This is a genomic window from Dysgonomonas termitidis, assembly GCF_054657735.1.
This window is the reverse complement of sequence record NZ_BAAHYD010000002.1, coordinates 1805267-1831262: the sequence shown is the minus strand read 5'-3', so window position 1 is coordinate 1831262 and position 25996 is coordinate 1805267. Positions and strand designations below refer to the sequence as shown.

At 38.3% G+C, this 25996-nt stretch carries 32 protein-coding genes and 1 tRNA gene; 18 read left to right on the top strand and 15 right to left on the bottom strand.

Annotation, left to right across the window (positions count from 1 at the left end):
- Nucleotides 1-48: 48 nt before the first annotated feature.
- Genes ACYQ3L_RS11750 through ACYQ3L_RS11740 form a run of 3 tightly spaced genes read right to left on the bottom strand, consistent with a single transcriptional unit; the run spans nucleotide 49 to nucleotide 4196 of the window.
- Nucleotides 49-2625, bottom strand: a complete 2577-nt coding sequence (locus ACYQ3L_RS11750; protein WP_380000327.1) for a hypothetical protein — start codon at nucleotides 2623-2625, stop codon at nucleotides 49-51.
- Between the two features lie 6 nt (nucleotides 2626-2631).
- A complete protein-coding gene (locus tag ACYQ3L_RS11745; RefSeq protein ID WP_380000325.1) occupies nucleotides 2632-3537 on the bottom strand; it encodes a class I SAM-dependent methyltransferase in 906 nt (301 codons plus the stop codon).
- Nucleotides 3537-4196, bottom strand: coding sequence for an HAD family hydrolase (locus tag ACYQ3L_RS11740; protein WP_380000323.1), 660 nt, complete (start codon nucleotides 4194-4196; stop codon nucleotides 3537-3539). Before ACYQ3L_RS11740 ends, ACYQ3L_RS11745 begins: the two co-directional genes overlap by 1 nt.
- Before the next feature lie 514 nt (nucleotides 4197-4710).
- On the opposite strand from ACYQ3L_RS11740, the gene ACYQ3L_RS11735 reads away from it, so the two are divergent.
- On the top strand, nucleotides 4711-5310 hold the full coding sequence (locus ACYQ3L_RS11735) for a nitroreductase family protein (protein ID WP_380000321.1): 600 nt from the start codon (nucleotides 4711-4713) through the stop codon (nucleotides 5308-5310).
- Nucleotides 5311-5455: 145 nt separating this feature from the next.
- Here the strand turns inward: ACYQ3L_RS11735 and ACYQ3L_RS11730 are convergent, their stop codons facing one another.
- Both ACYQ3L_RS11730 and ACYQ3L_RS11725 read right to left on the bottom strand, forming a co-directional pair.
- Nucleotides 5456-6838, bottom strand: coding sequence for a tyrosine phenol-lyase (locus ACYQ3L_RS11730; protein WP_380000319.1), 1383 nt, complete (start codon nucleotides 6836-6838; stop codon nucleotides 5456-5458).
- Between the two features lie 195 nt (nucleotides 6839-7033).
- A complete protein-coding gene (locus tag ACYQ3L_RS11725; RefSeq protein WP_380000317.1) occupies nucleotides 7034-7552 on the bottom strand; it encodes a thermonuclease family protein in 519 nt (172 codons plus the stop codon).
- A gap of 672 nt (nucleotides 7553-8224) precedes the next feature.
- Between ACYQ3L_RS11725 and ACYQ3L_RS11720 the strand changes: the two genes are divergently transcribed.
- From ACYQ3L_RS11720 to ACYQ3L_RS11700, 5 genes are all read left to right on the top strand, one after another.
- The gene (locus ACYQ3L_RS11720) at nucleotides 8225-11116 is read left to right on the top strand and encodes an outer membrane beta-barrel protein (protein WP_380000315.1); all 2892 of its coding nucleotides are present in this window, start codon (nucleotides 8225-8227) and stop codon (nucleotides 11114-11116) included.
- Nucleotides 11117-12324: 1208 nt separating this feature from the next.
- Nucleotides 12325-12696 (top strand): hypothetical protein, encoded by a 372-nt coding sequence (locus ACYQ3L_RS11715; protein ID WP_380000313.1) that lies wholly within the window; start codon nucleotides 12325-12327, stop codon nucleotides 12694-12696.
- 50 nt (nucleotides 12697-12746) lie between these two features.
- Nucleotides 12747-13010, top strand: coding sequence for a hypothetical protein (locus ACYQ3L_RS11710; protein ID WP_380000311.1), 264 nt, complete (start codon nucleotides 12747-12749; stop codon nucleotides 13008-13010).
- 108 nt (nucleotides 13011-13118) lie between these two features.
- Nucleotides 13119-13892: a DUF4595 domain-containing protein gene (locus ACYQ3L_RS11705; protein ID WP_380000309.1), complete on the top strand. Its 774-nt coding sequence runs from the start codon at nucleotides 13119-13121 to the stop codon at nucleotides 13890-13892.
- Nucleotides 13893-13972: 80 nt separating this feature from the next.
- Nucleotides 13973-14131 (top strand): hypothetical protein, encoded by a 159-nt coding sequence (locus tag ACYQ3L_RS11700; protein ID WP_380000307.1) that lies wholly within the window; start codon nucleotides 13973-13975, stop codon nucleotides 14129-14131.
- Nucleotides 14132-14441: 310 nt separating this feature from the next.
- Here the strand turns inward: ACYQ3L_RS11700 and ACYQ3L_RS11695 are convergent, their stop codons facing one another.
- On the bottom strand, nucleotides 14442-14684 hold the full coding sequence (locus ACYQ3L_RS11695; RefSeq protein ID WP_380000305.1) for a hypothetical protein: 243 nt from the start codon (nucleotides 14682-14684) through the stop codon (nucleotides 14442-14444).
- A gap of 202 nt (nucleotides 14685-14886) precedes the next feature.
- On the bottom strand, nucleotides 14887-15399 hold the full coding sequence (locus ACYQ3L_RS11690; RefSeq protein ID WP_380000303.1) for a hypothetical protein: 513 nt from the start codon (nucleotides 15397-15399) through the stop codon (nucleotides 14887-14889).
- A gap of 133 nt (nucleotides 15400-15532) precedes the next feature.
- On the opposite strand from ACYQ3L_RS11690, the gene ACYQ3L_RS11685 reads away from it, so the two are divergent.
- Nucleotides 15533-15754, top strand: a complete 222-nt coding sequence (locus ACYQ3L_RS11685; protein WP_380000301.1) for a hypothetical protein — start codon at nucleotides 15533-15535, stop codon at nucleotides 15752-15754.
- On the opposite strand, the gene ACYQ3L_RS11680 is transcribed toward ACYQ3L_RS11685, so the two are convergent.
- Together ACYQ3L_RS11680 and ACYQ3L_RS11675 are read right to left on the bottom strand one after the other, a co-directional pair.
- Nucleotides 15751-15957 (bottom strand): hypothetical protein, encoded by a 207-nt coding sequence (locus ACYQ3L_RS11680; protein WP_380000299.1) that lies wholly within the window; start codon nucleotides 15955-15957, stop codon nucleotides 15751-15753. The genes ACYQ3L_RS11685 and ACYQ3L_RS11680 overlap by 4 nt on opposite strands.
- A gap of 174 nt (nucleotides 15958-16131) precedes the next feature.
- Complete coding sequence (locus tag ACYQ3L_RS11675; RefSeq protein ID WP_380000297.1) at nucleotides 16132-16323, bottom strand: hypothetical protein; 192 nt, start codon at nucleotides 16321-16323, stop codon at nucleotides 16132-16134.
- A 21-nt stretch (nucleotides 16324-16344) separates the two neighbouring features.
- Here ACYQ3L_RS11675 and ACYQ3L_RS11670 point away from each other — a divergent pair, with 21 nt between their 5' ends.
- Nucleotides 16345-16698 carry a hypothetical protein gene (locus tag ACYQ3L_RS11670; protein ID WP_380000295.1) on the top strand — a complete coding sequence of 118 codons (354 nt, stop codon included), beginning with the start codon at nucleotides 16345-16347 and terminating at the stop codon, nucleotides 16696-16698.
- Nucleotides 16699-16897: 199 nt separating this feature from the next.
- Here the strand turns inward: ACYQ3L_RS11670 and ACYQ3L_RS11665 are convergent, their stop codons facing one another.
- Genes ACYQ3L_RS11665 through ACYQ3L_RS11640 form a run of 6 tightly spaced genes read right to left on the bottom strand, consistent with a single transcriptional unit; the run spans nucleotide 16898 to nucleotide 19566 of the window.
- Nucleotides 16898-17320, bottom strand: a complete 423-nt coding sequence (locus ACYQ3L_RS11665; RefSeq protein WP_380000293.1) for a hypothetical protein — start codon at nucleotides 17318-17320, stop codon at nucleotides 16898-16900.
- Nucleotides 17321-17357: 37 nt separating this feature from the next.
- Nucleotides 17358-17708, bottom strand: coding sequence for a hypothetical protein (locus ACYQ3L_RS11660; protein ID WP_380000291.1), 351 nt, complete (start codon nucleotides 17706-17708; stop codon nucleotides 17358-17360).
- Nucleotides 17709-17749: 41 nt separating this feature from the next.
- A complete protein-coding gene (locus ACYQ3L_RS11655; RefSeq protein ID WP_380000289.1) occupies nucleotides 17750-18115 on the bottom strand; it encodes a hypothetical protein in 366 nt (121 codons plus the stop codon).
- 1 nt (nucleotide 18116) lies between these two features.
- Nucleotides 18117-18377, bottom strand: coding sequence for a hypothetical protein (locus tag ACYQ3L_RS11650; protein WP_380000287.1), 261 nt, complete (start codon nucleotides 18375-18377; stop codon nucleotides 18117-18119).
- 4 nt (nucleotides 18378-18381) lie between these two features.
- Entirely contained in the window at nucleotides 18382-18705 is a 324-nt protein-coding gene (locus tag ACYQ3L_RS11645) for a hypothetical protein (protein ID WP_380000285.1), read from the bottom strand.
- Nucleotides 18706-18708: 3 nt separating this feature from the next.
- Nucleotides 18709-19566, bottom strand: a complete 858-nt coding sequence (locus tag ACYQ3L_RS11640) for a hypothetical protein (protein WP_380000283.1) — start codon at nucleotides 19564-19566, stop codon at nucleotides 18709-18711.
- A gap of 344 nt (nucleotides 19567-19910) precedes the next feature.
- Between ACYQ3L_RS11640 and ACYQ3L_RS11635 the strand changes: the two genes are divergently transcribed.
- The 10 genes from ACYQ3L_RS11635 to ACYQ3L_RS11590 all read left to right on the top strand — a co-directional run bounded on the left by ACYQ3L_RS11635 (nucleotide 19911) and on the right by ACYQ3L_RS11590 (nucleotide 25864).
- Entirely contained in the window at nucleotides 19911-20087 is a 177-nt protein-coding gene (locus ACYQ3L_RS11635) for a helix-turn-helix domain-containing protein (RefSeq protein WP_380000280.1), read from the top strand.
- Entirely contained in the window at nucleotides 20084-20839 is a 756-nt protein-coding gene (locus tag ACYQ3L_RS11630) for a hypothetical protein (RefSeq protein ID WP_380000278.1), read from the top strand. The genes ACYQ3L_RS11635 and ACYQ3L_RS11630 overlap by 4 nt, the downstream gene beginning before the upstream one ends.
- A 4-nt stretch (nucleotides 20840-20843) precedes the next feature.
- Nucleotides 20844-21062 (top strand): hypothetical protein, encoded by a 219-nt coding sequence (locus ACYQ3L_RS11625; RefSeq protein ID WP_380000276.1) that lies wholly within the window; start codon nucleotides 20844-20846, stop codon nucleotides 21060-21062.
- A gap of 63 nt (nucleotides 21063-21125) precedes the next feature.
- Nucleotides 21126-21269, top strand: coding sequence for a hypothetical protein (locus tag ACYQ3L_RS11620; protein ID WP_380000274.1), 144 nt, complete (start codon nucleotides 21126-21128; stop codon nucleotides 21267-21269).
- Nucleotides 21270-21347: 78 nt separating this feature from the next.
- A tRNA-OTHER gene (locus ACYQ3L_RS11615) sits at nucleotides 21348-21465 on the top strand.
- Between the two features lie 145 nt (nucleotides 21466-21610).
- A complete protein-coding gene (locus ACYQ3L_RS11610) occupies nucleotides 21611-21952 on the top strand; it encodes a hypothetical protein (protein ID WP_380000272.1) in 342 nt (113 codons plus the stop codon).
- 11 nt (nucleotides 21953-21963) lie between these two features.
- Nucleotides 21964-22884, top strand: a complete 921-nt coding sequence (locus tag ACYQ3L_RS11605; protein ID WP_380000270.1) for an ATP-binding protein — start codon at nucleotides 21964-21966, stop codon at nucleotides 22882-22884.
- Nucleotides 22868-23680, top strand: coding sequence for an HNH endonuclease (locus tag ACYQ3L_RS11600; RefSeq protein WP_380000268.1), 813 nt, complete (start codon nucleotides 22868-22870; stop codon nucleotides 23678-23680). The genes ACYQ3L_RS11605 and ACYQ3L_RS11600 overlap by 17 nt, the downstream gene beginning before the upstream one ends.
- Before the next feature lie 19 nt (nucleotides 23681-23699).
- Entirely contained in the window at nucleotides 23700-25580 is a 1881-nt protein-coding gene (locus ACYQ3L_RS11595; RefSeq protein ID WP_459952411.1) for a HEAT repeat domain-containing protein, read from the top strand.
- Nucleotides 25577-25864, top strand: coding sequence for a hypothetical protein (locus ACYQ3L_RS11590; protein WP_380000190.1), 288 nt, complete (start codon nucleotides 25577-25579; stop codon nucleotides 25862-25864). Before ACYQ3L_RS11595 ends, ACYQ3L_RS11590 begins: the two co-directional genes overlap by 4 nt.
- Nucleotides 25865-25996 lie beyond the last annotated feature (132 nt).

Here is a 25996-nt window from a genome sequence, read left to right as displayed (position 1 = left end):
CTCATGTTTTGTAGATTCTTTACTTCGTTCAGAATGACAAGAGTATATTTATTCTTCTCGTTTTTTCCTGACAAAAGGCACTACCAACATACCGATAAGCAGCAATACCAGAACTGCAGATGAAGCGGTAGCAACAGTGCGGCTCAGGTAATAATCCTCAGGTTCGAACCTGAATACGATTTCATGCTCGCCCGCAGGGACACGCATCGCCCTCAGTGTCCAGTCGGCACGGAAATGCGGCGCTTCCTTACCGTCTATATACGCCTGCCAGCCGTCGGAGAAATAGACCTCCGATAATACGGCAAGTTGTTCGGTCGCAGCTTTCGTCTTATATTTCAGTATATCCGGTTTATATTCTGTCATTTCAATTGTAGCTACAGAATCGGATATGATATTCAATCCGGACAACTCCTGTTCGAAACGTTTATCTACAACCGCCATTTCAAGGGGATTAAGCGTATTAAGGGCGGCAATTTCTTCATCGGCATTATTTACAAACTTATACGCAGGTACAAACCATGCCGCGCCCAAGGCGTACGGATTCACTATCGGCGCCAGTTCCGGATGATATATCACATATTTGGCATTCAGCATATTCAGTGAAGTTGTGGCAGCAAATAGAGGTGACACACTATCCTGCATAGCCCGGCTGATGCTCTCGGGACTACCCTGTCCCTGTTGAAGCTTGGCAACCTCCTGCTGAAATAACGCACTCGCTTTCTGCTGGATAAAACCGACTTCACTACCGAGGCGCGCTTCTATCAATTCCTGATAGCGTTTCAACTTGGCCGCGTGATAACCGCCTATCGATTTATGATAGTAAGACGTATTGGCGTCTTCGAATGTATTACCGAGATTCAATACCCTGTACGATGGATGCTTATCCTGCAGGATAATCTTATCGGCAGTCGACTGAGGAAAATTCTGGGTTTCGTATGTGCTTTTGTTTACAAAATTAGATTCGTCCAGATAACGTTTATCCACACCCCAAAGGTCTGTCAATACCAGTAAGATGATAGCTATAGATCCATATAGCGCCAGCTTTTGTTTTTCCATTTTTGTCCGCAGTGAGAAAAACAGCACCGTACCTGCCAGCAATACAAATATCAGTGAACGCAATGCGTCTGCCGATAATAAGTCTTCACGGTCGGCAAGCAGCGCATTATAATACCAGTCGGGCATCTGCGCGCGCCATGCCGCATCGGTTTCCGATATAAAATTGAAGAAGAAGCCCGGGACAACCCAAAAGAACAGGCACAACCCGCCTATTATACCAAGAGAGATGTAAAGCGCTTTCTTGAGTTTGTCCTTATTAATGTCGGCCGTAAAAAACTCTTTCAGTCCCCATACGGCAATTATCACCATCGTGAGGGCCGGAATAACCAAAGCCGTAGATACTGCCCTGAACTTACTGTATAGAGGAAAATGGTAGAAGAACAGATCATTGAACCATTCCATATTCTTACCCCATGCGAGAAAAATAAAGAATACTGTGGCAATCAGCAGTCCCCACTTTACCTTGCTGCGGATAACAATCATCCCCAGTACGAAAAGGAAACATATAATCACCCCGAAATATACGGCACCCTGAGTAAATGGCTGCGCACCCCAGTATGTATAGGCCTTTATTCCTTTAGGGTCTACCTGCGCACCCTGTTTCACCATTTCCTTATACAAATTCGAAGACTGGTCCAATGTACCGCCGGATACACCTCCATACATATTCGGTATCATCAGGGTGAAAGTCTCGGCTTTCCCGTAACTCCATGCAAAAACATAGTCTTTGTCGAGCCCTGTAGATTGTTTTTCTCCGGAAGAAGATGCCGCTGCGGTAAGCTCCGATTTTCCACGTGTACTTTCCCTTGCCATTTCCATATTGGCATAGATACTGCCCATATTGCACAGAGCAGCGAGTACCAGAGCAACCGCCATTGCTCCCGAAGCTTTTAGCAAAGATTTTATGTCTTTCTCTGAAATCATCTGCACAGCAAACACGATGAACAGAATTGCACAGAGAATGCCCGTATAATAAGTTATCTGCAAGTGATTGCTTTTAATCTGCAATGCCAGTCCCAAGGCGACAAGAAAACCTCCGAGAAGTATTTTCTTCCGGAACAATACCATTATTCCCGCCACGATCAGCGGCATATAAGCTATTGCCCACGCTTTGGTAACATGTCCGGCTTCGAGTATGACGATATTATAGGATGATAGTGAATAGGCGATCGCCCCAAGTATGGAAAATCCGGGTTTGAAACCCATCAGGCAGAATAAGATGTAAGCCATCAGCATCCCTGCAAATACAGGCCCGGCTGAATTTCCACCCAAAGCTTTCAGGGGATATTCTAGATAATCGAGAAAGTTGGGACTACCTCCCCAGATCCCTATCTGGTAGGCAGGCATACCCGAGAACATAGAGCCGGTCCACGCGGACGATTCCCCTTCATTGTTATAATATTCGCGTAATTCCTGTGAGCCCCCGGTATAGTGCATCACGTCGTTCTGCGACAAAACCTTACCTTCCATCAACGGACTGAAATAAATCATCGTTATTGCCAAAAAAGCTACAATTGCAATAATATGCGGTACTATTTTCCCGGCTAATGATTGTTCTTTTTTTATCATCCTAATTTATTTTTTATTGTTTTTCTTCAGTATATAAATCAGCGAGCTGCTTCTTTTCTTATCGGCCAGTGTGCGCAGGAAGAATATTCCTCCTTTTGCCAGTCCTACTATAGTGGCCAGAAAAGTGCCCTTACTCTTCTCACTCAACATAGAAATATAAAAAGCATCGAAATACATCGGCTTCACATCTACCAGTTCGAAATGATGCTTTTTTGCCAGACGCCCGAAATCGGACGGCGAGAAATGCCAAAGATGCCGCGGTACGTCATAAGCCGCCCAGTGCTCTTTATAATGAGCGGCATCGAAGGAACTTTTGTTAGGCAATGCGATGATAACCACCCCGTCGTCTTTCAATGTCGCGGAAAGATGTCCCATCACACGGTTCAGATGCTCCATATGTTCAAGTACGTGCCACATGGTGATGACATCTTTTGTTTTTTCGCAAACCTTGTACAGATAATCGGAACTCTGGCAATCGATATCGAACTTCTGCTTTGCATACTTACGTGCAAACTCCGATTTTTCGATACCCGTCACAATCCACTTTTCTTCTTTCATCTTATTCAGGAAATAGCCTGTACCTGAACCGATATCAAGGAGCATTCCCGTTCTTTTAGAAGCATAGCGGCCTACTATTTTCGATTTGGATTTCAAAGCCATCTTCCTGGCCCAGTGATACAAGGTATTTATAATCCCCCTGTGCGTATCGGAATGGGAGATGTATTCCGGGGCATCATAATAAGGGCCGATTTCGTCTTCGGCAGGGAAATCCTGCGTAAGCGCAAAACCACAAGTTTTACACTGGTAAATATCAAAGACTTCCTGTGTTGTCAGATAATCTTTACAGGACAGATACGGAACCAGTTCGTTACTTCCGCAAACAGGGCATATATCGGTGTGTATTCTCTTCATCAACGCTTGAATTGTGTCCTGTCTACTTCATCGAAACTCTTAATAATCTGGCAATCGGTCCAATCAGTATAGTCGTCATCATTGGAATCGACTACGATAATTTTTCCGGCACGGGCATTTTTTGCCGACCGTAAACCCGCGACGGCATCTTCAAAAATAATTACTTCCCCGGGGTTTTTATTTATTACAGACAATGCAGTCTGGTATATCTGAGGATCGGGCTTGCCTTTTATCTTACCATTATTGTAGACAACTTTATCATATTCGAACCATTTGGCGAGCGGCAGGCATTCGAAGTAGAAATCAAGATTTTCTTTTCCTGATGCCGTTGCTATTGTAAAAGGAATATTTTCATCTTTCAGGAAATCGAGAAAACCGGTAACCCCGGGAGCCAGATGCATGTTTGTTTTTAAACATAATTCCTGATAGAGCAGTTCTTTTTCCATTGTATAATCGATTATCTGATGATCGGAAAGTTGCCCTCCAAAAATAGAGATGAACAAATCCCGGTTATTTTTCCCGTGCATTTTTGAAAATTTATCTTCATCGGAAAGATATAAGTCATGCTTTGTCAGGAAAATATCCCATGCTTTGTTATGCAATTTGGTATCCCAAAACAATGTCCCGTTAAAATCGAAAATTACTCCTGAAAACGACATATGTTAAATATTAAATTGAGTCACAAATGTACGAAATACTTGGATATGGTCGCAGCCCTTTTTATCACTTTTATAAGCATTAGGCTTAATTTTAAATTCGCAGGGCTTTTTATCACGCTAGTTAATAAAATATTACAGATAAAAACACACCATCCGGCTGCCTCTTTTCTTTATATTCCGGCATGCGTCTTTCCTGTATCAGCTGGGTTTTAGCCTCCTGTTCTTTTATGTATAACCCCTCTCCTTATCTATTTCCGGAAGCTTTTAGCTCATTCCTCTTACGCCCCCACGCCCTCCCGGGATTGTCTTTATTTTTGGCATTGCCCAAAAGCAAGCAAAAGGCCAGTGCTTCATTCCTACGATCACCTGTCTAAATACTGATTCGCATTATTTATATAAATATTTATAAGGATATCTATTATTATTTTTATACTTTCTGCTAAAACTTTTAAGCTTACTTCAATGTTAAATAGTCAAATAAACTATAATAGTGATACACAAAAACAGACGCATTATGAAGAATTTGAAAAAAGCAATCGAAGGACGTCGGACTTATTACAGCATCAGTGACAAAAGCCCTGTATCGAATGATGAGATAAAAGCAATCATTGATTTTGCAGTATTAAATGTTCCGTCAGCATTCAACTCTCAATCGACCAGAGTAGTTCTTTTGCTGAACGACAATCATAAGAAATTGTGGAATATCGTAAAGAAAGTATTGAAAAAAATGGTTCCTGCCGACGCGTTTCCTTCGACAGAAGCAAAAATAAATAATGCCTTTGCTGCCGGCTACGGCACAGTCCTGTTCTACGAAGACCAGAGCGTAGTGGAAGGATTACAAAAAGCATTTCCTTCTTACAGTGATAACTTCCCTGTATGGTCGCAACATACATCGGCTATGCACCAGTTCACCATCTGGACAATGCTTGAAGAAGCCGGATTCGGTGCATCGCTGCAACACTACAACCCTATAATAGATGAAGAAGTAGCTAAGTCTTTCTCTATCGATGCTAAATGGAAATTGATCGCTCAAATGCCATTCGGCACTCCTACCAGCGAACCTGCGCCAAAAGAATTTCAATCTCTCGAAGAAAGAGTTTTAGTTTTTAAATAAGCAGGCGATTATATAATTCAAAAGCGGATGAGTATTGATTCATCCGCTTTTTTTGTTTAATCTCTCACTACTAATCTATAGATAAGGTCGCAGACCTCCTCTAAGTTATAATCAAAATACTATTACATCAAATCCCTTCTATTTTTTATAGCTCTTCGAAACGAGCCTGGAAAAAGCGAAGGTATTTAGGTTCGTACACCATCTTCAAACCTCTTGCCTTCTCCCTGTTCTTGTACATTTCCATAATGCTCCACGCCGCCACATCGAAATGCGCCTGTGTATATACACGCCGGGGAATAGTAAGGCGGACCAGTTCCAGCGCAGGATAATAATGATCGCCTGTATCCTTGTTCCTTCCCGCCGAAACAATCCCCCGCTCCATACCTCTCACTCCCGATTCTATATATAGGTCGGCGGCTAGTTTCTGTGCCGGAAACTGACTTTGCGGAATATGGGAGTAAAACTTTCTGGCATCGAGAAATACGCCGTGCCCCCCTATCGGCAATACAATCGGAATCCCGGCATCTTTTAGCAGATTACCAAAATATTCTACCTGCCTTACACGTGAAGCAATCATATCATCCTGAACGGCTTCTATCAATCCCTGTGCCATTGCTTCCATATCGCGCCCCGCCAGTCCTCCATAGGTAGGCATACCTTCGTAAACCACAATCAGGCTGCGGAGTTCGTCAAACAGGTCGGGGTCATTACACATTACCAACCCTCCTATATTCACATACAGGTCTTTCTTGGCGCTTACTGTCGCGGCATCGCTATACGAACAAAATTCATGGTTAATATCTTCTACAGCTCTGTTTTTATATCCTTCTTCACGTTGCTGAATAAAATAAGCGTTTTCTATATTACGGGTTGCATCCAACACTACCTTAATACCATGTTTATGAGCGAGTTCGGATACAGCTTTCATATTAGCCATACTTACGGGCTGGCCTCCGGCCATATTTACGGGAGCTCCCACTGTAATATATGCTATATTTCCGGCACCTTTTTCATTTATCAGTTTTTCGAACTTATCAAGATCTATATTCCCTTTGAACGGGTGATCCGACTGACTCTTGTGCGCTTCATCTATAATCACATCCACGAAGGTACCCCCTGCAATTTCCTGGTGCTGGCGGGTAGTGGTAAAATACATATTTCCGGCAACAAACTGTCCGGGAGTGATAGTACATTTACTCAACAGGTTTTCCGCCCCCCGTCCCTGATGGGTAGGCAGGATATATTTATATCCGTAATATTTCCGGCAAACTTCTTCCAGGTAATAATAGCTGCGGCTACCTGCGTAGGCTTCGTCACCTATCATCATACGCGACCATTGCATATCGCTCATCGCATTTGTACCGCTATCGGTAAGCAAGTCTATATACACATCATCGGCATGAAGCAGGAACGTATTCCACCCTGCCTCTTTCATAGATTTTAAACGATGTTCACGTGTTGTTGTTTTCAATGGTTCTACAACTTTGATGCGGTAGGGCTCTGCCCATGGTTTCTTTGAGAATGCCATACTGTAGATATTTTAGGATTAAACTTCTATATCGAGAATATATACTAACCAAGGCCAACAGCTATCTATTTGACAAAACAGACGACAACATTCAACAAATATAAGTTATTTATATGAGAAAATAAACTGTATTCATGTTTATTTTTCTATCATTTTATCACAAAACGAACCTGTCAGCAGATGAATAAAGTTTGCTTATTTACCATTATTCCTTTTGTTCTTTCTGAATTCGTGAGGATGAACCGGATTCTTCATACTCCATATATTCAGCTTCTGACGGCGTGCCGATTGCTCCAGAGCGTCGAGTTTCGGATCATCCACATAATGGCTGTAATACCAGGCCAGGCCATTACGCACCATTTCTTCATTCAGATTCATACCATCCACAAATGCAATGCCCAGGATACGGCCATACTGGTCTGTATCCTTCTTTTCTATAGTAACCGTCTTCCCATAGCATAAATCATTCAGGAATTCGCGCGATTTGGTTCCGAAATCCTGTCCACGTTCGGGCGCATCTATAGCATAGAGACGAACTTTCATCCGTCCATTATTATCTGTCAGCAGGGTAAAAGTATCACCGTCGGCAACACTTACTACTTTTCCTGTCAATGATTCCGGCCGGGTATCACTCTCCCCCTCTCCTGTATAAGCTGTATAAATAATCAGCGCAGAGCTTAGTAAAAGAGACAGGATATATAGTAATCTTTTCATCAGTAATTATAAAAAATATGAATCATCTTTTAGTATGCATAAACATTAATTATCAAAGCTAAAATCTCAATAGAAGGATGAGACAGAAGAAAATAAGGACACCTAAGAAAGCCAATACAATAAGATAAGCACCATTGTAAAAATAAATGGAATGAAAGCAAGTGACAAGAGAATCATACCTAATACTTTTTTCTTTCTGTACAGACTAAAAATACCACCAAGTATAAGTCCCAAAAATATAGCAGCCCTCAAAATATTAGCGACAGAGAATATCTCTACATTACCTATTTCCATTCGGCAAAGATAATTAAGATTTTCCCAAATTATGCGAACCAGTAACTGAGTTTTAACGTTCTGTTCTTTCATACTTAACTCCTCTCCTTATCTATTTTTCGCAGGAGAAAAAGTAACATAAGCAGTCTCCGATCGCGCCTAACCGGAAACAATAGAACATTCAATCTCAGCTAATACGGGTAAAGCGCATGCCGGAATATAATGAAAAGAGGCTGCCAAATGATGTGTTTTTATCTGTAATATTTTAAATAAAAAGCCTTGCCGGTTACCGCTGATAAGATTATTTACAAAGCCATCTGTAAACTTTTTTATACATTGATTAAACTATTTTAAACAAAACCAGTCTTATCAATACAAAAAGTATGCAGAACCATAACTATGAAGAACATTTTTTTTATTCTCCTCTTGTTTATCCCTGTCGCTTCTGTTTCCCAGACAAACACAGGGAGTACCTATTCCATAAAAGGGGTTATAATAGATTCTACCGATAATAAGCCGATCGAAATGGCTGTCGTTGGATTGTATTCCGGCAACAAACTGGTAAAAGGGGAAGCTGCCGATAAGTCGGGCATTTTTATTATCAAAAATATTCCGGCTGCACAATACAATCTTCAGGTAACATTACTGGGCTATGATACCGCACGCATTGCTATTCCCCAAAACCGGTTTAACAGGCAGCAACTGGTATTGGATACCATTTTCCTGAAGACGAATGATATCATGTTGTCCGATATAACCATTATGGCCGAACCTCCCGAACTTGTAATAAAAGAAGATACGCTCGAATATAATGCGGGTGCTTTTAAAGTGGCCGAAGGAGCTGTCGTGGAAGACCTTATCAAAAGGCTTCCCGGCATGGAAGTCGATGCGGACGGGAATATAATAAAGCCCAATGGGAAACAGGTAAAACGGGTGTTTGTCGACGGAAAGGAATTTTTCGGGGACGACCCTAAAATGGCAACCAAAAACCTCACGGCGGATATTGTGGATAAAGTACAGGTGATAGAGAAAAAGTCCGATATGGCCATATTAACCGGAATTGACGATGGAGACGAAGAGACAATTATAAATCTTACGATTAAAAAAGGCATGAAGAAAGGCTGGATGGGTAATGTTACGTCCGGACTGGGCGCTTTGACGCGGAATAATAAGGATGATGGTATGCGCTATACCGAAAACGTAATGGTCAACCGCTTCCTGGAGAACGACCAGGTTTCATTCATCGCCAATGCCAACAACATCAATAACCAGGGATCGTCGGACAGAGGAAATAATGTCCGTTCGGGTCGGGGACGAAGTGGAAGGAGCGGGATAACGAGCTCAAATACCTTCGGAGTGAACATAGCCAAGATAGTGAATGATAAGATCAAGTTCGGGGGCAACATCAGTTATAATTACAGCGACAGCTATGCCGAAAATGACAGGTTCAGGCAAAACCTGCTCAAAGATAGCGTATCTTACCGGAAAAGCGTGTCCACAGACCGCGATTACAGCAACAACCTTAATTTTGACGGGAAGCTGGAATATCAGGTAGATTCGTCAACCATGATCGTATTCACACCCAACCTGTCTTATAATTATTCGAAATCACATTCCAGTTCTTATCAAAAGACGCTTGCAGGAGACAAAGACTCTACGATGGTGAACGAGAGCAACTCGCAGGACAGAATGAAGACAGACGGGCTTAGTACGCGGTTGCGCCTCGATATGTCACGGAAGCTTTCGGATAAAGGGCGGCGGATCAGTTTTGGCGCAACATACAGCCTCAACAAAAGTTCCGGTTCGGGGACAAATAATTCCGAAAATATCTTCTACTTGTCTCCCGGTAGAAATACAAACAGGGACCAGTTGGTGGAATCGAACCAGGAGAGATATTCCTACGGTTTAACGTTGAGTTATGTGGAACCGGTATGGACTAATAATTTCCTTGATTTTTCTTATAATATAGAATTTAACAATACAAACAATAAAAGGCATACGCTGGATTATGAAGAAGATACAGGAGCCTATACCTACATAGACCCCGATTATAATAAAAGTTCGGAAACAAAAAACACAAACCAGAATATCAGGGCAAACTTCAGGTCGGTCCGCCCTAAATATACTTACAACATCGGATTAAGGGTAGCACCGACCCATACCGGCAGCAAAAGCTATGTAGAGGACTGGTACGGCGCAGGCCATGATTCCATAGTGAACCGGCTGCCCGGGAGGACTGCCGCGAACATCGCTCCTCAGCTCGATTTCACTTACCGTTTTGATAATACGCGGGAATTAAGGAGGAATCTCCGTTTCAGGTATAACGGCAGCACAACACAACCCTCCGTTACACAACTGGACCCCACATCGAATAACACGAACCCCTTGCATATACGCAGTGGAAACCCGGACCTGCTGCCGGCATTCAACCATAATATTTCCCTTGAGTACGAGTTTAATAACAGGGAAAGCCAGAAAGCCTTTTCTGTAAACCTCCGCCATCAGTTCACCCAGAACCAGATAATCAACTATACCACCTATGAAGAGAATACAGGGGTGCAGTATTCAAGCCCGATAAATGAGAACGGGACATGGAATACGAATGCGGTGATAAATTTCGCAAAGCCTCTGAATAAGAGCAAGCGGCTAAAGTTCAGTGCACGTGCAAACCTCGGTTACAACAACCAGGTAGGCTATAATACCGTGAATAAACAAAGTGAGAGGAACATTTCCAAAACGATAAATGCCTCGCAAGAACTTAATTTGAGCTATTCCAGCGATTTCTTCTACGGCCAGTTCAGGGGACGCGTCAATTATTCCAAGACATCCAATACCGTAATTGTAAATCAACAAGGTACAGAAACCTTTAATTTCGGATTGACTTACAATACGAATTTAACATTACCTTATTACTGGTCTGTCGCTTCAGATATAAACTACACGGCAAACAGGGGATTGTCATCCGGATATAACCTGAATGAACTGATCTGGAACGCCCAGATAAGTAAACAGTTTCTGAAACAGAACAGAGGGTCGCTCCGGCTCCAGATAAACGATATACTGCAACAACGCCTGAGTATCAGGCGGAATGTTACGGCTAATTATTTAGAAGATGTGAAAAATAATGCGATGACTGGCTATTTTATGGTTTCGTTTGCATACCGGTTCAATAATATAGGAGGCAGGGACAACAGGGGACGTGGCAGGCAGCGGGATAGCGAAAACCAGGATTATGGTGGTGACGGTGATTACGGTAACCGGAGAGGACGCGGAGGCAGGAATGTATTTTGACAGTTGCATCAAAGATTCCCATACCGGCGCCGGGGATAGACTCATCCTTCTGAACTCTAGCTGCAAAGAAAGGTATCCGGGACAGTATAGCCGAACGTATTGTGGTACATACCGAAGGCAATGATACAAGGGATATTTACACCTATCTACAAGACGAAGTATAGTACAGGAAAATATTCCATTGTTGAAAATGTTTAATTTGTTTATTATTTTTTCAATGTTGAGTCCCTCTGTGACATCATTATCTCTGCTTATCGGAACCCACGATAGGCACACCTTTGTTTAATATTGCTAAAATCTAAAGTTATGAAAAATAGGATAAAAATAAAAAATAAAAAATAAAAAATTTAACAATAGAGTGTGGACTCTGCATTGTGATTATAATTCCAATTCAAAATATTTAAGACGAAAATTAATTCCATTTAAAAGTGAAATCATTAAATGTCCTTTTGCTAGACTAAACCCGATTCTAAAATTTCTTATTCTTTTCTGTTATCCTCTGTATAAGGGGAATGTAAATAAGGAATATTTTTAGGAAAGGCAAAGATACATTCACAATATTAACCTTATCTCAAAAATTACCCCTCCCCATAAGCAAAAAGTAAAAATTTATATATGACATTAAGACTACGGTCTAGATAGATTCATGTCCCCGCCTGTCCTATGATATAAAACTATAATCCTACGCACAAATTTTATTCATTTATCGGTCAACGAAAAGACAAGCGGAAATACAGAGTTTTCGGACTCACTTAAAATTGAAAATTTACAACTGTATAACAACAATCTTTTCTAGAAGTAAAAGCAGAAAAATTAATTAGAAGAAGGAATTAATCAGAAATTAAAAGAGTTTGCTAATTCAAGTCAAACAAATATTTGTAACTCATATGCTTTTATTACCTTTGTCCTAATTTCAAATATCAAAGTGTTGGTAATTGAAGGGACTTATTGATTAACGAAAGCGTTTAAGATATTATCCTCATTTAGAAAATCGCCAATTTTTTAACACCATAAGGATAATAGCGACAAACCTTGCGTTCTATCTTGTATATACTAATGTTATATATAATATAGACGCAGGTTCTGTTGTCTATCTATGGTGTGGGTGTTTGGCGATACCTCTAAATGGATATGATTAATAGTTCCTGCGTTTTTTATTTTATATAACCTGTCTTTTATGGGAACGAAAGGACACAAAAATTACAATTATGGGATTATTCAATTTTGGTTCAAAAGAAGCTGTCAAAGTCAGTGCATATAAAATTAGCACCGGTATGTTCCAAATTCAACAGGAATTATTAGCAAATGGACAACAAATCACACCGACAATTCGGGGGCTTGCAACAGCAATAAAAGCAGAAGTCTTGAATCTTGAGAAACACTTGAAACCTAATGGAAGAACTGATTGGGATTTGTACAACTCTACAAAAGTAAAAGTTCATAGTGGCGAAACAATAGACTTTTGCACATTTGAAGCTAGAGTAAATAATATGTCTGAACAATTAGAAAGAATGTCTGGAATAACAAACATATATCAATTAAATCAACCTGATAGTATCAGTTTCAGAATATGGTCATAAATAATTTAGCTAATTTATGATAAATAATATTTAAATACAGAAGAAGTTATATGAAAAACGAATTAATTAGACAACTTAAAGAACAGTTTCTTTCTGACTGTGATGAAATTGCACAAAAAACAATAAGGGAATTAGGTATAAATAATCCAGAAGTGGGATTTGTTTTACCAATGGGGTTATTTCAACTTAAAGAAACTTTAATAAATGCATATCCTCAAGTACAACATGAACTTGGAAGTTTAACGAGAGATGAATTTATAAAAATAATAGAGGATGCTGTACATACAACAATGGATAAATATTTTGAAAAATAGTATCCACTGGTGAGAATGAAACATCTAATTCACCTATCCCCATCCCTTGCATATTTGGAAAAAATATATTTTAGTTATTAACAATTAATTGATTAACAAACAAATTTTATGAAGCAGATTAAATTTATTACAGAAATGCTATTATTAGCAGCCTTTACTCTATCTTTTAATGCTTGTTCGAGCGATGACGATTTAGACAATGGTACAAACGGAAAAAGAATATCAAAAGTTGTAAAGTCCGATTCGGACAACAATATTTACGATAGCTTTTCTTTTCGTTATACAAATGGGAAACTTAGTAATATAATATTTGAAGGAGAAGACGCGGATGAACCTATTGTTATTACTTATTCAGATAAAAAAGTTTCTATTGTTGGAGAAATAAATCAAACATTACAATTAAATAATGCAAGCTTTGCAGAATCTGGTAATACACCGTTGGATAATTCGCCATATAGATTTAATTGTGAGTATTCTAACGGATATTTGACAAAAGTCACTTATCCCGATTCAGACAATAATACTAGAATTGAAATCAAATATGATAACAATGGGAATATTTTAACTGCCTGGCAATATTCTGACAATGAAGTAACAGAGTATAAGTTTACACCGTCAAGTCATTTAGCCAAAGGAAAGAATTATTTTCTTTTAGGCGACTTATTTGGCAGAGATGAAACAATGGACTTGTTTTGGCCTGCTTATTACGCTGGTTTTTGGGGTAAAGATTCTCCTAACTTAGTATCTAAAGTTGAATGTATAGGAAAATATGATTCTTATACTATCGAGTTTGATTATACTTTTGATAAAGACGATTATGTTGAAACGATAACAAAGAGAGACAAATGGGATACAAATCGTATGTCATTTGTATACGAATAAGAATAATAGACAGCATTAAATTAACACGGCAAGCATGAAATATTATTTTCCGTTATAGCTAAAAATACAGATGATAAACTATGACAGGATTCTTAGTTGGTATAGCAATATTAATTATTATTGGAGTATCACAAGCCGCTTATGAGAAAGATGAAAAGAAAAATAAAGGGAAAGGTGTAAATATTATAGTTATAACTATGCTTATCCTCATGGGTATAATTATTTTTTTAGCATCATAGTTACTTAATCCAACAAGGACAAAGTTAAATCTTTATTATAATGGAATTTAATTTTGTCCTTATTGTGTAATTGATATAATTCTATCCGTAAATAAGTATTTTATTCAAAATCAGTAAATAAAAAAACTACAAGTTTTCAACCCGTAGTTTTCATTTACACAATATTTTGGACACTGTCCTAAAATTAAACCAAATAAAAAAACAGCTATACATCGTATAGCTGTCTATTTCAGCGGAGAGGAAGAGATTATTTTTTTTATTACAGAAGCCACTTTTACAATTAAGGTATCAACAAAGTATCAAAATTATACTATTTATAACAATATCCGCAAGGAGTTAATCCCATCTTCTTAGCATCCGATAGACTTACTTTCTTTTGTTCTCCCTTGCAGGCCTTCATCCCTTTACACTGGGAATTATGATATCTCTTTGAATATTTACCGGTGCAGATCAATACGGTTGCTTCTGATTCCTTACTTGCTTCATTGTGCGCATCTCCTGCAATGAATGAAGACAGGAATAAGGATAAGAAAATAATTGAAAATGTTTTCATAAGGTTTATGTTTGGTTACTATTCATCATTCTTTGGTTTTATTTAAGATCATAATTTGTGATTTTAAAAGTTCTTACTTTGTATTACCGATACTTCCATTATTTAATATCTGTTGAATAACATATTTACTCTCAAAACTTTACCATATGATTGTTGTTATAAATACGTTTGTCCTTATTTCTTAACATACAAAAACTACCTTTTATTTTTTAGAAAGATTGTCTATTAGTCGATTGAGGGCATCTATAGTCCTGTCCTTATCTTCCAGACGTTTGTCTTTCTCTGCAATTGTAGCCTTTAAATGCCCAATCTCGGTTTTCAGGTTATTAATTTCCTGTAGGAGTTTATCTTCTGCATAGACTTCTCTTTCTATTTCGATTCGATCTCCTTCTATAATTTTTTTGGCTGCCGGATCAGCTATATTGACCTTATTTCCATAAACATTATTATTTCCCTGCTGTATGCTGGAACCCGTCATATCCCTGCCTATGGAGTTAATATTTGCGCTACTTTTAAGCATTTCACCCTGGCCAGTAAGAAGCCATGCTGTATTCAATTCAGGGTATATATCTGTTATTTTATCTAAAGATTTTTTTCTAATGCTATCTCCAACATTGTTTACAAACCCTGTTGATAAATTTACAGAATCTTCAAATTTGCCTTGACTTATACCTAAATAAGATAAAAACTGTATTAATCTTTCTTTTGTGTTCATACTGAAAATATTTCTGTATATTTGTATCCGTAATCATATGGGGATTACAAAAAAGATATTGGTTATTTAACCTTGAAAGCAGTGTACATCCCATATATGTGCATTGCTTTCTGCTTTTTAATTTATTATTGTTATGAACTTACCGGAGTTAGATAAATTATTTGAAAAATACGGAGATAACGATGAATACACCCGTATGACTACAGAGCAGGATGCTATCACTTTTATCCAGAAATACGAAAGATGGCCGGACGCTTCCAATCACATAAAATACCTGTGCGGTATAATACTGGCCATATCCGATAAGTATTTAGAAGCCCGCAAGGAATCTATACTCCGGAACACTATTCGTTAGAGTTGTTCCACAAGCAAGGTGATATTAATGTATTGACCAACTTGTTGTAGATCGTTCCTATGATAACATGATGTAGACATACTAAGGACACGCCAGTTCTGGCTTCTTAGTTGTTCCAGTTCCCGATCTAATAATAACTGATACTGTTTGGTGTCGTTATTCAGATACACACAATAATTTCTGATTTCTTGAATTTTACTCATATTTTAAATTATATTGTTATGTTCAAAAAAGTTATTATTCATACCCGTCTTGATAAAGATAGGAAACGTACCCGATGCTCATTATATACTATATATGTGCACCAAATAACTTACTACCTATTCAAGATACCTGTATTGCGATATACTGTTGAAAAAGTAGAGGACTTTGAATGACTATAACTTATCAATAAGTTTCTTTACTTCTTCGTATGATTCGGTAACATGGAAAACTTTTGCAGAAGTTCCGTATACTACAGACGTCCATATTATAGTTTCTCCCCTGTCTATGCTAATATCAAGTATATGATATACATTCACCAATATTTTCCCATTATCTTTTTCTGTTAACTCAATAAAATTTTTCATATATAATTATTTTAAAATGACATGAATACTAAATCTTCCGATATAAATGATATAATCCTTAAAGCGTCAGACTACGATACGCAGGCAGAAAATTACTGCTACTCTTTAACGTTCGATAAATTAGGTAACTATAATGATACCGTCGTATCCATTAATATAAGAATCCCTTTTAAAAGGCTGCATCTCATATATCTTATCCCATATCATGTAATCAAAGCGTATTGGAATGCTGTTATTCGCAATATTAACCTATCCAGATTATCATCATTTCCCGATATGGTTGCGAGCGAAAAGGAAGAGCTAAGCAAGGTTGAATCATTTATGCCTCTGGATAAAATTAATGCCGAAGCGGAATTTCCTGATATAACTATTTAAAATATTTACTTAAATACTCTTTAATTAATTATTATATTTACCATATGAAACGTTTATTTATTAAATGGTTAATAATATACATTATAGTTGCTATAATATTATTATTGTTGATTAGCGCATTAATGCCACTTGATGCAGCAAGGGTACTGCTTATCCTAAATATAACATTCCTTGGCATCTCTATTATATTTATACTCCGTCATATTTTATGAAGCAATATCGAAATCATAGATATAAAAAGAGAGATTAAAGCAATAATCACAGCAATCCCCATAAATATATAATTACTATACGCAAAGAAGCTGCTGTTTGATGATATGTGCAACTGCTGATTCGCGAGGATCGATCTTCCAAGAGGACTGATACAAATTCCATTATCGTGTGATTTTTCTATATAATCCAATACGATTAGATATTCTATTCTTTTATATATTAAATCAGTATCATATATCCCAATCTCACTATTTATTAAATCTATAACTTTATTTATATTCATTTCGGAACCACTACCATTATTCCAACAATGATTTCCCAAAATATCTAATACAGTAATATCTATTAGACTAATTATATACAAACGTTTTGCGTTTCTAATATTAGATAACCATCCTTTTATTTTCATATTTTTCATCCCGGTTGTTAGTTGTTAGTTGATTGCTTTATCTCCGTCTTATTTCAATCGTCTGATCCGGCTTATCTTCCCAATTAATTTGTTTATAAAACTGTGAACACGCTCCGGTACCATACCCATTATAAGTTGTCATTCCAACAACTGCACCTCTGGTAAACCAAATAACCCAATACTTATCAGAACCCATTCCGGTGGAACAATATTGCCATGCCTCCGAATCACCTTGAAATTGCCTGTTACCGGGAGCTCCCATAATATCAAGAACTTCAGATTTCTTCATTCCAGGGTCAACCATTGCGGACTTCCGGGAGAAAGATGAACCACAGGATGTAAGTATCAAAAGCATAATAAATGCCAGTAAAAACTTTTGTTTTTTCATAGTTACGTTGTTATGTATTACATTAGTAATTAAATTCTTTATTATTCTAAAAATATTAATGTTCCCATTTTATAGCCCATATAATCTACTACATTAAGAATGGCATCATCATATATTGCTAATTCAAGGCACATTGATGTTTCTATATATAAGTCCGTGCCTCCTACCTGATATAAATTACTATCTATTCTTTTTACACTAACCTTATATCTTCCTGCTTTTATTTCTTTATCAGGAATTAATAATGTTTCTATCTCTACTATATTGTCATAATTATCCAATGCTTTTGTTCCATATGGAATATCGGACGCTCTATAAAAAGCCGTAACACTGCATTCTTCATAGTCAGGAAAAGAGAATGAGGTAAATGCAAAAAATATTACTATCGTATATATTATATGCTTCATGTTAAAAACCTCTGTTTAATTGCATAAATTCTAATTCGTTTTTTGTAGATTCTAATTCGTTTTCTAATTCTTCGAATTTTTCCTCCAGTTCATTGATTTTATCTTGAAGGTCAGATATTTCAGATTCGTTGACTCCAATTTTACTTTCTAATTCGGATATATCTGACTCTAGTTCATATATCCTATGATTATCACTGTTAGAGTCACAGGCATAAAAAATAAAACAAATAGCCAGAATGAATAATAGAATATATTTCTTCATACTACTATCTCTTAGGTACATATGTTTTCTTTCCCTTATCACTCTTATAATACATTCCTCCCTTGCTACCTTTTTTTACACTCTTTCCCGAACCGTAATTATAAGATTCAGGACTATAGTCCTTAGCCCTGCTTCCTTTCTTTCCCGTATAAGGATTAGTATTGGACTTTGTAGAATAATTATCCCTATTGGTCTTATTCGACTTTGTCTTCCGGTGACCCTGTACATATGTACCGTCTTTTTTAGTATATCCTTTTTGATAACGGCTTTGTGCCGGAAGATAACCTGCAATTAAAGCCAATAATAGAATAAAAATAATTCGTTTCATATATTATTTAGTATAAATTTCTCTAAACCGATCATCTATTTTACGTTGTAAATCTGGTATTTTATTATTAAATACATTATTTTCTATTTCCGTGCTATTTTTAATCGCACTATCTAGTTCTTCATGCCTGGGAAGCAAAAGGATAATTCTATGTAAAGAAGTTATATATCTGTTTACTTCATTTGTTATATCTTGAGCATATGACACAATAGTAAGGTCAATAAAAATCCTATTTTCCTCTATATATTTTATATATAAATTTCGTGCATTATAGGCCTTATCTATTAATAGTTGCATCTCTACCTTATTTTTAAATGGAGTAGATCGTATTAGATTTATAGAATCAACCATTTCATTTATTTTAATATTAAGCCTATGTGTTACTGGAATTGACTGATCGGACTTATATTCTTTGATCTTTTCGTCCAAAACCTTTTCATTTTTCTCTATAAGATATTGAATTTCAGCTTTTATATCTTTCAGTTTATCGGAAAATTTATCTTCAATCCTATCTACCTGATAATAATTTCCTACAACTATAAATGTAGCAAGTACTCCGACAATCACTAAAACAATGGATTCTTCTACTATAACAGTATCTTTTGATACGAAAAAGCCACAAATAGTAATTAAACTAAAAAGAAAAGAGAATGCGGATATCCAGAAAAAGACACATTTACGCTTTATTTTTCCATTTATCTTTTCGATATCAGTTTCTATTTTACTTATATGCCTATAAAGTTGTGTCTCATCTGACTCTCCATCGTTAGGTATTTCATTATTATTCCCTTGGTTAATATTGCTACCATGAATGTCCTTTGCAGTGATATTATTACTATTCACATTTAATATTTCATTCATATTTATTTGTAAATATTTGAAATTAAGTTATTTATTATCATTTATTATTCATACTCAATTCTAAATTATACACTTTACTTAAAATATTTCAGTGAGATAATGTTTTACTGAAATATTTTCTGCATCTTTGCAAAACAAAGCCGATCCGTTCCGCAATACAATTGCAGATTTATTTGGATTTAGCAATTACAAATATAGCGAATCGGTTTTATTCTTTGACAGTTAACAGCTTTTTTCTATCCCTTTTGGCAACAGGATAGAATAAGTATAAATAATTTAAGCAACCTCGTATTAGTTGAATTTAGCCAAAAGGATTCTCTAATGCGGGGTTTGTTTTTTATCGTATGGTAGCTGGAAAATATCTGACATTCGAAGAAACCAAGGAGTATATGGAGCTGCAAAAAGATGCCATATACAACCTTATTGAAAAGGGATATATAATATCCTTCGTGGACAAGAACAGGAGACGGCTATTTGATAAAAATAGCATAGATGAATATTTTAAAAGTTTAATTCCATGAAACAAACCATTCCTATCCCTCCCGGCTGTATAGCCATCATCGACCCTGAAGATAAGATCGTAATTATCGAAGAGAAAAAGTTTGTCCCGAAGCGGGGTGATATATTATATTCATTATCTTATGGTATAGAGTTTATATTTATTCATCAGGAACTTGTAGCAAAATTAAGCTATAAATATTTTGCATGCTGTAGAATAAAAAATAAGGACCTGGATATACATGGCATCCTGTTTACAGAAGGAAATCCCCGTCCTGCCACACCCGAAGAGCAACAAACCCTCTTTGACGCCTTAGCTAAAGACGGTAAGAGATGGAACCCTGATACCCTCCGGTTGGAAGATATCGAGAAGGATGTATTACTCCCTGAACATATCCACATATATAAGATAGAGATAAATTCTATTCTGGATTATGGTGATTTGCTCCATATCGGATTCAATGATGACAAACAACTGTTAGGCTTTAATGATGGCAATTTTGATGTAAATATAAATAGATACAGTTTATCATCTTTTTTCAAAAAAGTCCAATGCAAACTAACCCCGTGTAAGCGTGAAGACTTAAAGCCCGGAGATACCGCTGTATGCCTTTCCGTAAAAAAGGAAATACATAATATAGACCTGTGTAATATATGCAAGGTATTAGACCATGAAAAAGTAGTGTGCCTGAATGTACGCGGTGATATAATCACCTGCCCTTGGCCGACAGAAGATTGTAACTGGTATAAAGTAATCCCGCCATTAAAAGACTAACCTCATGAAAAAGAAATTCCTCCATGCCGACAAGGCCGAAATACTCCTGGCTGTATTACTAATGGCAGCAGTTATAATATTATTCCGATGCTGCACACGCAACGAAGGCGTAGTATACGCAGATTCCGAAGATCAGGAACAAACTATAGAAATGATCCAGTTTCTGCAATCAGAGGGTCGATTCGCGGTTGAAGAAAACGGACATATCAATATACGGCCATGACAGTAATTATAGCAATAATAGTACTGCTTTACTTGCTGTACAAGGGTGATAACGACGATATGGATGAATATAATAATGACTAATATGGAGATTGTAGCGAGTATATTTTTAGCAATTATTATGTCTGCAATTACAGTCACATTCGCATGGCTGGTAAATGAAAAGGACAGGGGTAAAAGCAAGAAGAAAAAAGACGATAGCACATAGATTCTCTGTGTAAAGTTTTGGACAGTTTGTGTTAAGGTTTTAAGCGGGATAGCCGTGAGGCTGGTATCCGCTTTATACGGAGTAATGGCGGAAATGGTAGACGCAAAGCGAGTGCCACTTAGGACAAAGTAAGGTTCGCAACCGATTACAGCTAATAACTGCGGTGTCTGTACCGGTTCGAATCCGGTTTACTCCACAAGGTCAGGAACGATGGATGAAAACGACCCTTTAGAGAGCTCTCACTTTTAACGCTAACGCTGCTTGCGACACGAAAGCAACCCGGGAGTGTCACTTATGGCACTCCCTTATAAAAGCAAACAATTTTTAATCGATAAATAAAGATGGAAACAATCAGACTGGATAACATAACGGAATACCGCCCTGTCATACGGGATTTCAATTCTTTGGCGGATATGATAATATCCAAAATGGACGGCAACTATTCAGGCTACAAGACATTCGAGTTTGAATGCGGTAACGGCATAAAGATTCAGGTGGAAGCCGATTATAAAGGGTTTAATACCCGTGTTATCGCTCTGAAGCAGATATATATAATGAGCGAAGATCTGGAGGCGTTCGCCGAGTATGAGGATTGCCTGAAAGAATTATTGACAGACAGGATATCGGATTTAAACTATAATGCGGAACAAGGCTATTATTCAAGCAACCAAATTAACAACTAAATATAAATATTATGACATTAATCAGAACAAGTAATGAACTGGAGCTTCCAAGAACTATCAAGATGTTAGTCTATGGTCAAGCCGGCATGGGTAAATCAACACTGGCATTGAGCGCACCAAAGCCTCTATTATTAGACTTCGATGGTGGAGTGAAACGCATAAATAATGCACATTTGCAAGGAGTTGGTATTGTGCAAATCAACTCATGGATTGAAGCTACCCAGGTATTGAATGAGGATTTGTCAGCATTCGAAACAATCGTTATAGATACGATCGGCAAGATGATGGATTATATCATCGATTTCAAATGCAAAGGCAATATTCCACGAATTAACGACTGGAGTGGAATCAATCAGGAGTTCTCTACATTCGTGCGCAACCTATCTAATTTAAACAAGAATATCATCTTTGTCGGACATCGGGACACCCGAAAAGAAGGTGAAGATACAGTATTCATTCCGGCGCTCCGTGAAAAGAACTACAACGCCATTGTGACGGAACTTGACCTGCTGGGATATGTTGAAGCAAAAGACAGGGCCAGAACAATCACTTTTGACCCCACAAGCCGGAACGATGGGAAAAATACCTGTAACCTGCCCCCGGTAATGAACATTCCTACCATTATAGATAATACCGGGAAAGCGACAACAAATAATACGTTCTTCACCGATTCGGTTATTAAACCATACCTGGCAAGATTGGACGCAAAACAAGCGGATATTGAAGCATACAACAAACTCATTGAAGAGTTGAAGATAGATATCGAGTTGATAACAGATGCGATTTCAGCGCAGGATTTTGCTTCACGCATCGATAAATATACTCATATCGGCAATTCAATGGCTATAGCCAGAAGACTATTCGCAGACAAGCTGACGGCATTAAATCTGAAGTATAATAAAGACACAAAGGCATATGAACAGGCAGCCTAAATATTGCATGTATGCTACTCTATTAGATAGATATGAGGGCTATATCAATAGCTCCCGTATCTATAACGAGTATTGGGGATTCTCCGAGAATCCCCCGCATACGGAGGAGGAGTTCCGGGAAATCCAACGGATGGCCTTGATAGATACGATTAACAGGGTACCATTTGATAGTGAAGATGCGGATAGGGGAACAGCTTTTAATGAGGTGGTAGACTGTATTATAAACAGAAGTTTTCAAGAGATCCAGGAAGGGGTATTTATGCAAAACACAGGCAAGGTCATAACTATTATATTGAATGATAAGCAGGAAGCTATATCATGTATCAATGGGCATACTTTTACTTTTCCCCTAACCTTATGTAAAGAATTTGCAGGCTATTTCAAAGGCGCAACTACTCAATTGCGGACAGAAGGTATCCTTAATACCCGTTACGGGGATGTATTGCTATATGGATATATAGATGAATTAATGCCTGTGTCTGTTCATGACATTAAAATGACTAAAAGGTATAGTGTCGGGAAGTTCAGGCACAACTGGCAACATCTGGTATACCCATACTGCCTGAACCAACAGGGGAACAATATCAACGATTTTGAATACAATGTGGCTCATATCAACATTCTTAAATCCGGCTTTTTCTATGACACATATACAGAGCATTACGCCTATGTTGAAGAGCGGGATGTACCGAGATTACAGGCACATGTTGAAGGACTTATTGAATTTATTGAGAAGCACAGGGAATTAATAACAGATAAAAAAATACTTGGCATTCAGATACTGGATGCTGATTAAAAATTAAATAAAAATTATTATGAAACAAGAAGAAATTGATAAGATTTTAAACGGCGATTCGGATGTTCGCAGGCGTGCTGCCTCCAATCCATCTACACCGGCTGATGCATTAACAGAACTGGCAAAAGACAGTAATTGGAATGTTCGCAGTAGTGCTGCCTCCAATCCATCTACACCGGCTGATGCATTAACAGAACTGGCAAAAGACAGTAATTGGAATGTTCGCAGTAGTGCTGCCTCCAATCCATCTACACCGGCTGATGCATTAACAGAACTGGCAAAAGACAGTAATTGGAATGTTCGCAGTAGTGCTGCCTCCAATCCATCTACACCGGCTGATGCATTAACAGAACTGGCAAAAGACAGTAATTGGAATGTTCGCAGTAGTGCTGCCTCCAATCCATCTACACCGGCTGATGCATTAACAGAACTGGCAAAAGATAGTGATTGGAATGTTCGCAGTAGTGCTGCCTCCAATCCATCTACACCGGCTGATGCATTAACAGAACTGGCAAAAGACAGTAATTGGAATGTTCGCAGGCGTGCTGCCTCCAATCCATCTACACCGGCTGATGCATTAACAGAACTGGCAAAAGATAGTGATTCGGATGTTCGCAGGCGTGCTGCCTCCAATCCATCTACACCGGCTGATGCATTAACAGAACTGGCAAAAGACAGTAATTGGAATGTTCGCAGTAGTGCTGCCTCCAATCCATCTACACCGGCTGATGCATTAACAGAACTGGCAAAAGACAGTAATTGGAATGTTCGCAGTAGTGCTGCCTCCAATCCATCTACACCGGCTGATGCATTAACAGAACTGGCAAAAGACAGTAATTGGAATGTTCGCAGGCGTGCTGCCTCCAATCCATCTACACCGGCTGATGCATTAACAGAACTGGCAAAAGATAGTGATTGGAATGTTCGCAGTAGTGCTGCCTCCAATCCATCTACACCGGCTGATGCATTAACAGAACTGGCAAAAGACAGTAATTGGAATGTTCGCAGTAGTGCTGCCTCCAATCCATCTACACCGGCTGATGCATTAACAGAACTGGCAAAAGACAGTAATTGGAATGTTCGCAGTAGTGCTGCCTCCAATCCATCTACACCGGCTGATGCATTAACAGAACTGGCAAAAGACAGTAATTGGAATGTTCGCAGGCGTGCTGCCTCCAATCCATCTACACCGGCTGATGCATTAACAGAACTGGCAAAAGACAGTAATTGGAATGTTCGCAGGCGTGCTGCCTCCAATCCATCTACACCGGCTGATGCATTAACAGAACTGGCAAAAGATAGTGATTGGAATGTTCGCAGTAGTGCTGCCTCCAATCCATCTACACCGGCTGATGCATTAACAGAACTGGCAAAAGACAGTAATTGGAATGTTCGCAGGCGTGCTGCCTCCAATCCATCTACACCGGCTGATGCATTAACAGAACTGGCAAAAGATAGTGATTCGGATGTTCGCAGTAGTGCTGCCTCCAATCCATCTACACCGGCTGATGCATTAACAGAACTGGCAAAAGACAGTAATTGGAATGTTCGCAGTAGTGCTGCCTCCAATCCATCTACACCGGCTGATGCATTAACAGAACTGGCAAAAGACAGTAATTGGAATGTTCGCAGGCGTGCTGCCTCCAATCCATCTACACCTGGCTATACAGATACAAGGGAATATGTGATAGGAGATAATTATGTAGCTACGCAGGGAACGAATCACCTGTGGTATAAATATAACAGCAAAAAGCCATTTTATACCTGTGGCTGCTTTATCGGAAGCAGGGAGCAACTCCTTATCAGAATCATATCCCTCGATATGTCGGAGAACCCATATGAAAGGCTCCGCATACTGGAACAACTCGATAAGAAATTCGACGAAACATTTAACAAATGAACCTGGATATCACATCTCCCGTCCGGATACTAGAGGAGCTTACCTCGATAGATGCTTTCCTGAATATCACAATGAGCGAACAGGCAGAAGAAGCCGGCGCAACTTCCAAGGCGGTTAATAAAATTATCGACAGCCTTTGTAAAGAGGAGCAATACCTTGTCAACTGGTGTGAACGCCTGAACAGGTCGGCCACGCATCAACTGGAATGGTGCCGCACATTGATCAGCAAGGCAAAAGAAGAAATGAGGCTCGCGCCTATGTATAACAATAACCCAAGATTTTAAAAAAAATGGAAGAACAGGAACAAGCTATCTATGAGATAGAGAAAGTAAAGCTGAAATTCAATAGGTTTTGATTCAGCTAAATTCAAAAAAGAAAATCCGGAATTAGCCGAAAAGTATAAGAAAGAAACGGCT

Coding starts and splice junctions, on each gene's coding strand:
- ACYQ3L_RS11715 (WP_380000313.1), top strand. CDS start 12,325: ATGGGATTATTCAATTTTGGTTCAAAAGAAGCTGTCAAAGTCAGTGCA.
- ACYQ3L_RS11745 (WP_380000325.1), bottom strand. CDS start 3,537: ATGAAGAGAATACACACCGATATATGCCCTGTTTGCGGAAGTAACGAA.
- ACYQ3L_RS11700 (WP_380000307.1), top strand. CDS start 13,973: ATGACAGGATTCTTAGTTGGTATAGCAATATTAATTATTATTGGAGTA.
- ACYQ3L_RS11725 (WP_380000317.1), bottom strand. CDS start 7,552: ATGAAAAGATTACTATATATCCTGTCTCTTTTACTAAGCTCTGCGCTG.
- ACYQ3L_RS11685 (WP_380000301.1), top strand. CDS start 15,533: ATGAACTTACCGGAGTTAGATAAATTATTTGAAAAATACGGAGATAAC.
- ACYQ3L_RS11620 (WP_380000274.1), top strand. CDS start 21,126: ATGAATATAATAATGACTAATATGGAGATTGTAGCGAGTATATTTTTA.
- ACYQ3L_RS11595 (WP_459952411.1), top strand. CDS start 23,700: ATGAAACAAGAAGAAATTGATAAGATTTTAAACGGCGATTCGGATGTT.
- ACYQ3L_RS11740 (WP_380000323.1), bottom strand. CDS start 4,196: ATGTCGTTTTCAGGAGTAATTTTCGATTTTAACGGGACATTGTTTTGG.
- ACYQ3L_RS11650 (WP_380000287.1), bottom strand. CDS start 18,377: ATGAAGAAATATATTCTATTATTCATTCTGGCTATTTGTTTTATTTTT.
- ACYQ3L_RS11610 (WP_380000272.1), top strand. CDS start 21,611: ATGGAAACAATCAGACTGGATAACATAACGGAATACCGCCCTGTCATA.
- ACYQ3L_RS11655 (WP_380000289.1), bottom strand. CDS start 18,115: ATGAAGCATATAATATATACGATAGTAATATTTTTTGCATTTACCTCA.
- ACYQ3L_RS11590 (WP_380000190.1), top strand. CDS start 25,577: ATGAACCTGGATATCACATCTCCCGTCCGGATACTAGAGGAGCTTACC.
- ACYQ3L_RS11670 (WP_380000295.1), top strand. CDS start 16,345: ATGAATACTAAATCTTCCGATATAAATGATATAATCCTTAAAGCGTCA.
- ACYQ3L_RS11750 (WP_380000327.1), bottom strand. CDS start 2,625: ATGATAAAAAAAGAACAATCATTAGCCGGGAAAATAGTACCGCATATT.
- ACYQ3L_RS11625 (WP_380000276.1), top strand. CDS start 20,844: ATGAAAAAGAAATTCCTCCATGCCGACAAGGCCGAAATACTCCTGGCT.
- ACYQ3L_RS11720 (WP_380000315.1), top strand. CDS start 8,225: ATGAAGAACATTTTTTTTATTCTCCTCTTGTTTATCCCTGTCGCTTCT.
- ACYQ3L_RS11630 (WP_380000278.1), top strand. CDS start 20,084: ATGAAACAAACCATTCCTATCCCTCCCGGCTGTATAGCCATCATCGAC.
- ACYQ3L_RS11730 (WP_380000319.1), bottom strand. CDS start 6,838: ATGGCATTCTCAAAGAAACCATGGGCAGAGCCCTACCGCATCAAAGTT.
- ACYQ3L_RS11640 (WP_380000283.1), bottom strand. CDS start 19,566: ATGAATGAAATATTAAATGTGAATAGTAATAATATCACTGCAAAGGAC.
- ACYQ3L_RS11695 (WP_380000305.1), bottom strand. CDS start 14,684: ATGAAAACATTTTCAATTATTTTCTTATCCTTATTCCTGTCTTCATTC.
- ACYQ3L_RS11680 (WP_380000299.1), bottom strand. CDS start 15,957: ATGAGTAAAATTCAAGAAATCAGAAATTATTGTGTGTATCTGAATAAC.
- ACYQ3L_RS11665 (WP_380000293.1), bottom strand. CDS start 17,320: ATGAAAATAAAAGGATGGTTATCTAATATTAGAAACGCAAAACGTTTG.
- ACYQ3L_RS11710 (WP_380000311.1), top strand. CDS start 12,747: ATGAAAAACGAATTAATTAGACAACTTAAAGAACAGTTTCTTTCTGAC.
- ACYQ3L_RS11735 (WP_380000321.1), top strand. CDS start 4,711: ATGAAGAATTTGAAAAAAGCAATCGAAGGACGTCGGACTTATTACAGC.
- ACYQ3L_RS11675 (WP_380000297.1), bottom strand. CDS start 16,323: ATGAAAAATTTTATTGAGTTAACAGAAAAAGATAATGGGAAAATATTG.
- ACYQ3L_RS11605 (WP_380000270.1), top strand. CDS start 21,964: ATGACATTAATCAGAACAAGTAATGAACTGGAGCTTCCAAGAACTATC.
- ACYQ3L_RS11635 (WP_380000280.1), top strand. CDS start 19,911: ATGGTAGCTGGAAAATATCTGACATTCGAAGAAACCAAGGAGTATATG.
- ACYQ3L_RS11660 (WP_380000291.1), bottom strand. CDS start 17,708: ATGAAAAAACAAAAGTTTTTACTGGCATTTATTATGCTTTTGATACTT.
- ACYQ3L_RS11645 (WP_380000285.1), bottom strand. CDS start 18,705: ATGAAACGAATTATTTTTATTCTATTATTGGCTTTAATTGCAGGTTAT.
- ACYQ3L_RS11600 (WP_380000268.1), top strand. CDS start 22,868: ATGAACAGGCAGCCTAAATATTGCATGTATGCTACTCTATTAGATAGA.
- ACYQ3L_RS11690 (WP_380000303.1), bottom strand. CDS start 15,399: ATGAACACAAAAGAAAGATTAATACAGTTTTTATCTTATTTAGGTATA.
- ACYQ3L_RS11705 (WP_380000309.1), top strand. CDS start 13,119: ATGAAGCAGATTAAATTTATTACAGAAATGCTATTATTAGCAGCCTTT.